This window comes from Cupriavidus necator (genome assembly GCF_040578825.1).
GTDB classification, from domain to species: Bacteria; Pseudomonadota; Gammaproteobacteria; order Burkholderiales; family Burkholderiaceae; genus Cupriavidus; species Cupriavidus necator_E.
Genome location: NZ_JBEFLI010000122.1, coordinates 1 through 11,103, shown reverse-complemented (window position 1 = coordinate 11,103; position 11,103 = coordinate 1). Strand labels below are relative to the sequence as shown.

The window sequence follows — 11,103 nt, the reverse complement described above, 5'->3', positions numbered from 1 at the left end:
CTCTCGGGCGGCGCAGCCCCCCGCGCCAGCCCCCCCGGCGCCGGGGCGGGGGGCGGGTCGGGAACGGTCGACATAGCCGGGCGCTTCGGCAAAAGGCCTGGCGCTGTCTATGAAGCTTAGCCGGCCCGTGGACAGTGGCTGTCGGACGCCGCCGCCTGCTGGTGTCAGACAAGCGCGGCAGGCTTGCGGACACCCGCATGAGCCGCAGCGGTACGCGATATTGCCGCCCCATTTCCGTCTGCTGCATTTATTAACCGCAGGCCGCCCCGGCAATATGCCTGAATACCCTTTTTTTTGTTGTATTTCCGAAAATACTGAAAATGTTCCATTTAATGTCCCATTGAGGTGGAAAGAAATCATGCGATATCGTTCGGGACTGCTTCGGAGCCTGCCCCGAAGGTAGCGCCATCCAAATGGACAAGTCATACGGATCAAGGCGTTGCAATCGGTTTCACCGGACGATTATGGCCAAATCCAGTTCCCCCGTGCCGCGTTATCACCAGATCTATCTCATACTGCGCCAGCAAATCACCAGCGGCATTTTCGATCAGACCGGTCTGCCTCCCGAGTTGAAACTGGTGGACCAATATAAGGTGGCGCGCGTCACCATGCGGCGCGCGCTGTCCGAACTCGTCAAGGAAGGGCTGGTATATCGGCGCGCCGGGCACGGGACCTTTGTCAACAAGGAACACGCCAGCCGGGCGCCCGGGCTGACGCGCACCTGGCGGCTGGCCGACGGCCTGGTCGAGGACGACGTCGAGACCGCGATCCGGCTGGTCGAATATGGCATGCTGCCGTGCCCGGCCGAGGTCGCGCCGCTGCTGGATGTGCCGCCGCTGCAGGCGGTGTTGCGCATCGTCCGCGTGCGCAGCCGGGAAGGCCGGCCGATCTCATGCGTGACCATGTTCAGCCCGCCGGAACTCGCGCGCCTGCTGACGCCGCAGGCGATTTGCGAGACTTCGGCGCTGGCCTTGCTGGAGCGCGGCGGCGTTCGCATCAGCCATGCCGACCAGAGCATCTCGAGTTGCCTGGCCGATGCGCAGGTGGCGACGCTGCTGGACGAGCCGATGGGCGCCGCGCTGTTGTCGGTGATGCGGGTGGTGCGCGATTGTGGGGGCCGCCCGGTGCAGTGGCTGCGTGGCCTGTACCGGCCGCACTACTACGACCACCGCATGGTGCTGGCACGCGCCGGGGAAGACAGTGCGCGGATCTGGATTCCGCGGGATATTACTTCGGCCGTGCGTTGAGGCCTTCCTGTATGTCATCGAGGCGAGGGCTGCGGGTGCCTCGCGACAAGGCATCTCGGTCCACTACCGCCTGCCCTCTCCCTAACCCTCTCCGGCGCGCAGGAGAGGGTACTGGCCGTTGGAGCGGAATCGATATCGCCCAATCCGCCGAGCCATCCCTCAGCCCGTCACCGTCTTCGTTTCCAGGAACTCCGCGATGCCTTCCGGCCCATACCGTTGCGCGGCAGGCCGGCCTGGATCGCCGCCTCGATAAAACGCTGTGAAAACGGATTGGGCGAGCGCAGGTCGCTCACATGCAGCGGCCCGTCGTTGCCATGAAAGGTGCCGTCCTTGCCGGCCAGGCGGGGGTTGCACTCGCTGCGGCGAAAGCAGGGCAGCACATCTTCGAAGCCCCAGCCATGGCAGCCCAGTTCTGCCCAGTGGTCGTAGTCGCGGCAATGGCCGTGCGCGCGGCAAGCTCGCCCACGGCAAGCTGGTATCGGTCCGGCTGGTGCGCGCACCCGCGTTCGTGGCGGCCCCGCTGGACCTGCAGCCGGCGGAGAAGGTGCTGAGCGTCGCCACAGTGCGCTACTGGGACGATGCGCCCGTGGCCCACTTCACGCTGCTGGGGCCGGAGCCGCTGATGCGCCGCCTGGTGCAGGAAGATCTTGAAACCAACGACGCCATGGCGCTGTTCGAAAGCCGGCTGGGCTACCGTTTCAAGGAGGTGGCGATGGAATCCACCGCGGTGGCGGCGCCCGCGGACGTGGCGCGGCGCCTGGGCGTGGCCGGGGGCGACCCGCTGCTGCGCATCCGCAGCACGCCGTATGACATCGACGACACGCCGCTGTTCTGCGCGGAGCTGCTGTTCCGGTCGGATCGCTATGCGCACAGGGACGTTGAAGCGGTAATCAGCGGTCGTGGTCGCAGCGTTGGCATCGATGTTTTCAGTAAATGCTGAACTGACCGGCTGAAAGCGCTTGCCGCGCGGTAACTTTTACCCGTCGCAAGCACTTCTTACTGCGGTCCCGGGCCGCTTTCGTCCCTTTCCTGCATTCGCCCCGCCGCTCGGTCAAGGCAGCGCCACAGCGCGCGCAGCAACGTCGCCACTGGTACGTCAGTTGCGTCGTGTTGACCGGAGCGGCGGTTTCATCGCGCTCGCCCGGCCTGGCCCGCACGGCTGCGCGGCCGGTTGCCAACCTGCTTGATGGAGGTAAAACATGAAAACGACGCTACGCTTCAGCACAGCCTTGCTCGCCACGCTCGGCATCCTGGCGGGCTGTACCGCCGCCGGCAGCACCACCGGATCCGGTTCGCTGTCGGGTGCCGGCACGGTATCTGAACAGCAGCGCCGCAGCGGCAGCGCGCCGAGCTCCGCCACGTCGACGGGCACGTCAGGTGCCACCAGCACGACCAGCCCGAGCGGCACGGCCACCGGCACCAGCGGCGCGGCCAGCGGCTCCGGCACCGCTCGCTGACGCGACACAGCCAGCCCGCGCGGCCGCCCGGGAGTTTGCCGGGCGGCCGCGTTGCGTTGCTCGGGACAGGACACTAGCGGTCCCGCCCCGTATTGACGCGCGCGTCGCGGCGGGCGGGCACGATGCCTTCATCGGCCAGCCGCTGCTGCAGGTCGTTGTTGGGCACGTGGATAAAGTCCTTGTCGATCTCGCGGGTCACCACGTCGGTCACCCCGTGGGGCAGCGTCTTGCGCAATAGGCCCAGGAAGCGCGGCGCGGCGATCAGCACCAGTTCGTCAAAGCGCTGCTTGTTGCGCGCATCCGCCAGATAATCCGCCACGCGATGGGCGAACAGATCGGCTTCCTGGTGCAGCTCATCCTCCCCTGCGGAAGACGTGACCGTGGAAGGCCCGACCTGGTGGGCGCCGGGGTGTCCGGCGTCGCCCTGCGAGGCGGCCTGTCCGCGCCGGCCATAGGCATCGCGCCGCAGGTCGGCGCGGTCGGCGTGGGCCGCGGCGTCAGTGATTTCCTTGACCACTTCCAGCGGCGCGGTGTCGGCATGCGAGGCAAAAATGCGGGCGACAGACTCGTCCGCCACAAGAATCCAGATGTTCTTCATGATCGCTCCGGTTGCCGGCCCGAATGCCGGGCCCTGTTGCCAATGTTGCAAGGGGTACGCCATCACGGCACGGACCGCCGGGCTGGTTGCTGACGCCACCATGCGGCCGCCCGGGTGCCGCATCCGGCATGCGGTTGCAGTATCGACAGGCACACCGTGCAACTTTTTCAGGCCGCGGCGGGCTCAGGGGGCACGTCCGGCGGCGGCGGTCGCCACAGCGTGGATTTGCCGAATACGCTCTCGAGCAGATCCACCGCGAGGTGCGCGGTCTGGTTGCGTACGTCGCAGGCCGGGTTGAGTTCCATCACGTCGAGCGACGCCAGCCGGCCGGTATCGGCGATCATCTCCATGCACAACTGCGTTTCCCGGTACGTGGGCCCGCCGGGAACGGTGGTGCCGACACCGGGGGCGATCACGCAGTCGAGGAAGTCCACGTCGAAGCTGACATGCAGGTGGGTGCTGGCGTCGATGCCGGCCAGCGCCTGCTGCATGGTGTGGCGCATGCCGTTCTCGTCGATGTAGCGCATGTCGTAGACGGCGAGCTGCATTTCGTGCAGGCGCTGCTTCTCCTCTGCGTCGACGCTGCGGATGCCGATCTGGCGGACGGCGCTGGGCTGCACTGCCGGCACCTCGCCCGCCAGCGTGGTCAGCGGCTGCGGGCCGTGGCCGCACAGGCAGGCCACCGGCATGCCGTGCATATTGCCGGTGGGCGTGGTGGTGCCGATATTGGCGTCGGCGTGCGCATCGAGCCACAGCACCATCAACTGCTTGCCGGTGTCGCGGCAATGGCGCGCCACCGCGCTGATCGAGCCGATCGCCAGGCAATGGTCGCCGCCGAGCAGCAGCGGCACCCGGCCAGCTTGCAGCACGCGCAGGCTGGCGTCGTACACGGCGCGGTTCCACGCCACCACTTCGTCCAGGTGGCGCATGCCGTCATGCGGCGGCTGCCAGGGGTTGTCAGGGCCGGCAAGGTTGCCGGCGTCCTCGACGTCGAGGCCGATGCGAGCCAGCGCGGCCACCAGGCCGGCCACGCGCAGCGCTTCCGGTCCCATCGACGCGCCGCGCGTGCCGGCGCCGATATCGGTGGGCGCGCCAATCAGCGTCACAGGTTTCATGGCGGAATTCATGGCGGACAGGGTAAGGGCAGACGTCTTGCTGTTTGCAGATTCCATACCCGCCGCGGGGTGCCGCACCTCTCACCACACCCCGAAGAACACTCCCGCCTGCTTGTACACGTTCGTCTTGGCCGCGACTTCTTCGTTGGTGACGGTCACGCGCGGCTTGAGCATGCAGAACCAGTCGAGCAGCCGCAGCCGCATGGTGATGCGTACCGCCTCGTGGCCGGGATGGCTGCCCAGGTCGAAATACTCGTCGGGGTCGCTCTCAAGGTCGAACAGTTGCGGGCGGAAGCCCTGCCAATGCACGTACTTCCAGCGCGCATCGCGCACCATCCACGCACGGCATTCGCGGGGATGGCGGCCCAGCGCCACGCGCGCGCCGCGATCGGCGTAGTCCAGCTCCGACACGACAAAATCGCGCCAGCCACTGCCTCGCCCACGCGTCAGGTCGAGCAGCGAGCGGCCCTCGATGCGGTGGTCCGCCGGCGGCAGCTCCAGCGCGTCGAGCACGGTCGGCACCACGTCGACCGCCGACACCATGTCCGCCTGCGCGGTGCTGCGCGTGGCGTCGGCCTCGGGCGAGGGATCGTAGACGATCAGCGGGATGTTCTGCACGGTGTCGTAGAACTGCTCCTTCTCGCCCAGCCAGTGATCGCCCTTCGCGGGGACGACCAATGTTTGGCGTTGTCGTGTATTTTGGAAACATCAATAGTCGCCAGCTTAGTCGCCGGTATAGCCCGAGGCCGCGGCGCCGGCGTGGGATCCGCTGCAGGTGTGGCGAAGCGGCAAGGGCTGACGCGCGCTGACGAGGACAGCCGCCAGCATCACACTTCGCCCGGCGCAACCCCCGGTCGGTTAGCCGGCACACTTAAGTACGAACTGTTTCAGTGGGGCAGATCACAGAGCCGCGATGTCCAGCGTGTATCTTCATTGACATCCTCCCCTCCCTAAAGGGAGGAGATTCCCTCTGCAGGCGATCGATGTCCCGATCGGGCAAGGATATTTAGCGCAGCGTTCACATCGCGATCATGCACAGCACCGCATTCACTGCATATCCACTGCCTTATTCCAAGGTCTGCGATACCTTTCGGCCTCTCCGGCGGCATCGCGTTGCACGAAGAGCAAACCTGGATGAGCAGGCCGTTCAGCGACTTCACCCGGTAGCGATAGACCAGAAGCATGCCGGTCATTCTAATTTGGGATTGCTTGCTGCCGGCGGCACTCCTTTCACTCCCCGCCCTGAAGGGCGGGGTTTCTCGGAGCAAGTCTGATGAAGCGTCCGGCAGCGGGTTTCTGCGCGGCCGAACCTCCCCAGACCCCCGGGGCACACGCTGCCCGGGCTGACGCGCTTCTGCAAGGTCCATTACATGTCCGACGATCTGCGCAGTACGTACAACAAGGCGTACGTCCCCTTCACCGCCAGCGAATACCTGCAAAGCCTCGACGATGAGCGCGAAGTCTGGATCTACGGCGAACGCGTGAAGAACGTGGCCGAGCATCCCGCGTTCCGCAACACGGCGCGGATGATCGCAAGGATGTACGCGGCGCTGCACGATCCCCGGCGGCAGGCGGTGCTGACCATGCCGACGGAGTGGGGCGGCTTTACCCAGCGCTTCTTCCGCGCGCCGCGCGACGTGGCCGAGCAGGTGGCGCAGCGCGATGCCATCGCTGACTGGCAGCAGTGCGCGTGGGGCTGGATGGGGCGCTCGCCGGACTACAAGGGCTCGTTCCTCGCCACGCTCGGCGCCAATGCGCAGTACTACAAGGGCTACGAGGAGAACGCGCGGCGCTGGTACCGCAGGGCGCAGGAGCGCACCTGGTACCTGGGCCATGCCGTGGTCAACCCGCCGGTGGACCGCGACCTGCCGCCGTCGGTCACCTCTGACGTGTTCGTGCGCGTGGTGCGGGAAACCGATGCCGGCATCTTCGTCAGCGGCGCCAAGGTGGTGGCAACCGGTTCGGCGCTGACGCACTTCACCTATGTGGCGCATGTCGACGTGGTGCCTGCGCGCGGACCCAAGTTCATCGTCGCCACCAATGCGCCGGGACTGAAGCTGCTGTGCCGGATCTCCAACGAGTATCGCGCCGCGGTGCTGGGCAGCCCGTTCGACTATCCGCTGTCGTCGCGGCTGGACGAGAACGATGCCATCCTGGTCATGGACAACGTCTTCGTGCCGTGGGAGAACGTGTTCATGCACGGCGAGGTGGCACAGGAGGATTGCAAGCAGAGCGGCTCCGGCTACCTGGAACGCGCCTCGATGCACGGCTGCACGCGCGTGGCGGTCAAGCTGGACTTTATCGTCGGGCTGCTGGCGCGCGCACTGGAAATCACCGGCACCGGCAGCTTCCACGGCGTGCAGGTGCAGCTCGGCGAGGTGATCGCCTGGCGCAATGCGTTCTGGGCCTTGTCCGATGCGATGGCCAAGAGCGATGTGCCGTGGCACGGCAATGTCCGCCCGGACGCGCACTTTGCCGGCGCCTACCGCGTGCTGAACCAGGAAGCGCTGCCGCGCGTGCGCAATATCATCGAGCAGGTAGTGGCCAGCGGGCTGATCTACCTGAACTCGCACGCGAGTGATTTCACCGTACCCGACATCCGCGGCTACCTCGACAAATACCTGCGCGGCTCCGGCGGCGCCAGCGCCGAGGAGCGGGTCAAGGTGATGAAGCTGCTGTGGGACGCCATCGGCACCGAGTTCGGCGCGCGCCACGAGCTGTACGAGATCAACTACATCGGCAGCAACGACGCCACGCGGCTGACCAACCTGGCGGCGGCCAAGTGCAGCGGCAACCTGGAGCGGATGAAGGCGTTCGCGCGCTCGGCCATGGACGAGTACGACCTGAACGGCTGGGTCGTGCCCGACCTGGTCAACCCGGATGACGTCAGCGTGCTGCGCCGCGGCGGCGGCCCGTTGCCGCGGCACTAGTTTCTGGTCAGTACCCGCACCGGCCCCTGCCGGTTCAGCACGTCCACCACCACGCGCTCGCCCGAGCGGCGCACGGCCACGTCCGCGCTGCCGCCCCCCACCGCCAGGTTGCGGAACACCACTTCGTCCAGGAAGGGCGGCAGCGACGGGTCTTCGAAGGTGATGGCGGGCTCGCTGGTGTCGAAGTCCAGCCCCAGGCAGGCCTGCAGCAGCAGCAACGGCGCCGCGGCCGCCCATGCCTGCGGCGCGCAGGCCACCGGATAGAACGTGGGCCCCTGGCTGCGTTGCCGCGGGAAGCCGCAGAACAGCTCGGGCAGCCGGCGCAGGTCGATATAGCTGGACGCGGCGAACAGCCCCTCGAAGATGCGGCTGGCTTCGCGGTGGTAGCCGTAGCGCGCCATGCCGGCGGCAATCAGCGCATTGTCGTGCGGCCATACCGAGCCGTTGTGGTAGCTCATCGGGTTGAAGCGCGCCGCGTCGGCGGCCACGGTGCGGATGCCCCAGCCGCAGAACGACGAACTCTCCATCAGCGTGGCCACCACCGACGAGGCGCGCTCGGGCAGGGCGATGCCGGCAAAGAGCGTGTGGCCGGCGTTGGAGGTACGGATGCGGCAGGGGCGCTTGTCGCCATCCAGCGCCAGCACGTAGGTGCCCAGCCTCGCATCGAAGAAGTGTTTGTCGAACGCATCGCGCAGCACTTCAGCCCGAGCCCGGTACGCCGCCGCGCCTTCGCTGTCGCCCAATGCGGCGCGGATCCTGGCGGCGGCGTGCCAGGCGCCGTAGGTGTAGGCCTGCACCTCGGCCAGTGCGATGGGCCCCGGCGCCAGACTGCCGTCCTCGTGGAAGACCGAATCGCGGCTGTCCTTCCAGCCCTGGTTGATCAGCCCTTCAGGCGACTGGCGCCCGTATTCGACAAAGAGGTCGCCGTCACGATCGCCGTAGTCGCGGATCCAGTGCAGTGCGGCCTCGATGTTGGGCCACAACTCGCGGATGGTCTCCACATCGCCGGTGCGGCGCAGGTAGGCGCCGGCCAGCAGCACGAACAGCGGCGTGGCGTCGACGCTGCCGTAATAGAGCCCGAACGGCACCTCGCCCAGCCGCGCCATCTCGCCATGGCGCATCTCGTGCAGGATCTTGCCCGGCTCGGCGTCGGCCTGCGGGTCGACCGATTCCGCCTGCATCGCCGCAAGGTACCGCAGCACGCCGCGTGCGATGTCCGGGTCCAGCCACAGCGTCTCCAGCGCGGTGATCAGCGCGTCGCGGCCGAACACCGTGCTGAACCACGGGATGCCGGCGTACGGGTAGGGGCCGTGCACGGTATTGGTCAGCAGCATGTACAGGTCAGAGATGCTGCGCCGTGCCACCTCGCTGAAAAGCTCGTTGGAGGTGCTGATCGATGCCGCGCGCCGGGTGGCGCGCCGCAGCTCGCGCCGTGACTGGAGCAGTGCGCCGAGAAAGGACTGGGGTTCCGCAGCCTCGCGCTGCACCGACGTGCAGCGGATTTCCATGCGCAGCACGCGCGTGCATAGCGGATCGAGCATCAGGGTGAAGCTGGCGCCGTTGCCGTCCAGCTCAGTGGGCGCCGGCTCGAAGACGAGCCGGGTTTCGCGCCGCTCCTGGTCCAGCCCGGTGTAGCTGAGGGTGACTTCCGCGCCCGTGACGACCGGCGTATGCACGGTGCCGCGGCGCAGCCGCTGCGTGCCCCGCACTTCGAACAGGTCGGCAAAGTCGGCACCGAAGGCGATATCGACGCGCACGCGCCGTGGCACGTCGTCGAAGTTGCGCACGCTGAGCCGCTCGTAGCAGGCGCCGTTCCACAGGAAGCGCGACCTGCGCAGGTGGATCAGGTCGTGCTCCAGCCGCAGCCTGCCGTCCTCGTCAAACAGGTCGGGATTGGTCAGGTCGCAGGTGAGCGCGGCGTTGTCGTCGCGCAGCGTCGACGACAGCAGCATCGGATGCGTGCCGTCGATGGTCAGCCGCAGGTAGGACAGGTGTCGGGTATCGAAGTGAAACAGCCCTTCGGGGCTGCCTGGCACGCCGATGGCATCGCCGTTGTGGTCGAACAGCGCGAAGGTGTCGCCATGCTTGAGCGTGCGCGGGCGCCGCTCCTGCAGCGACGCCGCCGCGGGGATGTAGAACTGCGCGACATGGTTGGCACCGGCGACCAGCCCGGGGCTGGTCGGGAATGCATTCGATGAGTCCACAGGCATGGGAAGGGTTCCTCCGGTCACGCGAGCGCCAGCGCGCCGGGCTCACCCTGGGGCTGCGGCGTGGCGGCTTCGCCGGGATTGGCAAGGCTCTGGTAGATGCGCACGTAGTCGCGCGCCATGCGCTCCACGGTGAAGCGCGCCTCGAAGGCGGCCCGCACCGCGGTGCGCGGCAGCACAGCGGTGCGGTGGACCGCCGCCACCGCTTCATCGATGCCGTGCACGATATAGCCGCTGACGCCGTGCTCGATCACCTCCTGCACCGAGCCGCACGGGAACGCGATCACCGGCGTGCCGCACGCCATCGATTCGATCATCACCAGCCCGAACGGCTCGGGCCAGTCGATCGGGAACAGCAGCGCGCGCGCATTGCCGAGGAATTCGGACTTCTCGCGCTCGTCGATCTCGCCGATGTATTCGACGATACCGGCATGCGCCGCCACCAGTGGCCGGATCGTGCTTTCCCAGTAGGCGCGGTCGACCTGGTCGATCTTGGCGGCGATCTTCAGCGGCATCGCCGCGCGCACCGCGATCTCGATCGCCTGGTCGGGGCGCTTTTCCGGGGAGATCCGGCCCAGGAAGGCAAGATAGTCGCCGCGCGGGTTGGCGCAGCACGACAGCAGGTCCGCCGGCAGGCCGTGATGCACGGTGCCGGCCCAGTTCACCGGCGGCATCGGCGCGCGCTGCGCGGTCGAGACCGACACCAGCGGAAAGTGCGGGAAGCGCGCGTAGAACGGCTGCAGGTCGGGCAGGTCCAGGCGGCCATGCAGCGTGGTGACGGCCCGCACCGGCACGCGTCCCAGCAGCGGGAAATGGACCATGTCGATATGGAAATGCAGCACGTCGAAGCTGTCGGCGCGCGCCATCACGCGGTCCAGCATCATCACGTAGTAGGGCAGGGGATCGCGCACGCGCGTATCCAGCCGCAGCGCCATGTCACAGCAAGGCACCAGCTCGGCGCGCGTGGCCGAATCGCCGCTTGCGAACAGCGTGACCTCGTGGCCCTGCCGCACCAGTTCCTCGGTCAGGTATGAAACGATGCGCTCGGTGCCGCCATACAGGCTCGGCGGGCAGCGCTCGGCAAGTGGCGCAATCTGTGCAATCCTCATCGGCACCCCCGGTCACGTGAAGCAACCGCTGCAGGCGCGCGCCGGCTTGACGCGACCGCGACGCTGCCTGGCCTGACGAAATGCAAAATAGAAAGGCGCGGCGGCTTTTTCAAGCCACCGGGCCCGGCGGGAAGTGCGTGGCACGGCGCTGGCAGCGCCGCCGCGCAACCCTCTTGCTCAACAGTAGGTCATGGCGGCCGTTCACTGGTACGCAATCGACGCAATGTCCGGTGCGCTGCCCTTTGCTGCAAGTGTGCTGAACGGCTATCTTGCAAAGGCACGGCGTGCATGCTTGCGTGTGCCGCAACCGTGGATCGGTTCTTGCATCGGCAAGGCCGGAGCCATGACAGGAGCGTGCCATGACCACCGCACTTCGATCCTCGCTATGCCATCTGTTTATTGCCTGCTGCCTGGGTGTCGCGGCGTGCGGAGGGGGCGGG

The 11,103-nt window shown here is 67.3% G+C and carries 9 protein-coding genes and 3 pseudogenes; 4 read left to right on the top strand and 8 right to left on the bottom strand.

Annotated features, from left to right (window positions below):
• Positions 1–164: 164 nt before the first annotated feature.
• Complete coding sequence (locus AB1I47_RS32415) at positions 165–329, bottom strand: hypothetical protein (RefSeq protein WP_354687751.1); 165 nt, start codon at positions 327–329, stop codon at positions 165–167.
• Between the two features lie 84 nt (positions 330–413).
• Between AB1I47_RS32415 and AB1I47_RS32410 the strand changes: the two genes are divergently transcribed.
• Positions 414–1,247, top strand: coding sequence for a GntR family transcriptional regulator (locus AB1I47_RS32410; RefSeq protein ID WP_354687750.1), 834 nt, complete (start codon positions 414–416; stop codon positions 1,245–1,247).
• A 215-nt stretch (positions 1,248–1,462) separates the two neighbouring features.
• Here AB1I47_RS32410 and AB1I47_RS32405 read toward each other — a convergent pair.
• A pseudogene (locus AB1I47_RS32405) lies at positions 1,463–1,690 on the bottom strand (GMC family oxidoreductase N-terminal domain-containing protein); the annotation flags it as partial.
• 47 nt (positions 1,691–1,737) lie between these two features.
• Between AB1I47_RS32405 and AB1I47_RS32400 the strand changes: the two are divergent.
• Positions 1,738–2,187 (top strand): GntR family transcriptional regulator, encoded by a 450-nt coding sequence (locus tag AB1I47_RS32400; RefSeq protein WP_354687749.1) that lies wholly within the window; start codon positions 1,738–1,740, stop codon positions 2,185–2,187.
• A 259-nt stretch (positions 2,188–2,446) separates the two neighbouring features.
• Positions 2,447–2,704, top strand: a complete 258-nt coding sequence (locus AB1I47_RS32395) for a hypothetical protein (protein ID WP_354687748.1) — start codon at positions 2,447–2,449, stop codon at positions 2,702–2,704.
• Between the two features lie 73 nt (positions 2,705–2,777).
• Here AB1I47_RS32395 and AB1I47_RS32390 read toward each other — a convergent pair whose 3' ends face one another.
• From AB1I47_RS32390 to AB1I47_RS32375, 4 genes and pseudogenes are all read right to left on the bottom strand, one after another.
• Positions 2,778–3,302 (bottom strand): host attachment protein, encoded by a 525-nt coding sequence (locus AB1I47_RS32390; RefSeq protein ID WP_354687747.1) that lies wholly within the window; start codon positions 3,300–3,302, stop codon positions 2,778–2,780.
• A gap of 167 nt (positions 3,303–3,469) precedes the next feature.
• Positions 3,470–4,417 carry an arginase gene (gene rocF, locus AB1I47_RS32385; protein WP_354687746.1) on the bottom strand — a complete coding sequence of 316 codons (948 nt, stop codon included), beginning with the start codon at positions 4,415–4,417 and terminating at the stop codon, positions 3,470–3,472.
• An 81-nt stretch (positions 4,418–4,498) separates the two neighbouring features.
• Positions 4,499–5,077, bottom strand: a pseudogene (locus tag AB1I47_RS32380) (sulfatase/phosphatase domain-containing protein); the annotation flags it as partial.
• Between the two features lie 290 nt (positions 5,078–5,367).
• Positions 5,368–5,550: pseudogene (locus AB1I47_RS32375) on the bottom strand (zinc ribbon domain-containing protein); the annotation flags it as partial.
• A 237-nt stretch (positions 5,551–5,787) separates the two neighbouring features.
• Between AB1I47_RS32375 and AB1I47_RS32370 the strand changes: the two are divergent.
• Positions 5,788–7,347: a 4-hydroxyphenylacetate 3-hydroxylase N-terminal domain-containing protein gene (locus AB1I47_RS32370; protein WP_354687745.1), complete on the top strand. Its 1,560-nt coding sequence runs from the start codon at positions 5,788–5,790 to the stop codon at positions 7,345–7,347.
• On the opposite strand, the gene AB1I47_RS32365 is transcribed toward AB1I47_RS32370, so the two are convergent.
• Entirely contained in the window at positions 7,344–9,557 is a 2,214-nt protein-coding gene (locus tag AB1I47_RS32365; RefSeq protein WP_354687744.1) for an amylo-alpha-1,6-glucosidase, read from the bottom strand. The two genes, AB1I47_RS32370 and AB1I47_RS32365, sit on opposite strands and share 4 nt — an antisense overlap.
• A gap of 17 nt (positions 9,558–9,574) precedes the next feature.
• Complete coding sequence (locus AB1I47_RS32360; protein WP_354687743.1) at positions 9,575–10,663, bottom strand: glycosyltransferase family 4 protein; 1,089 nt, start codon at positions 10,661–10,663, stop codon at positions 9,575–9,577.
• Between the last annotated feature and the right edge of the window lie 440 nt (positions 10,664–11,103).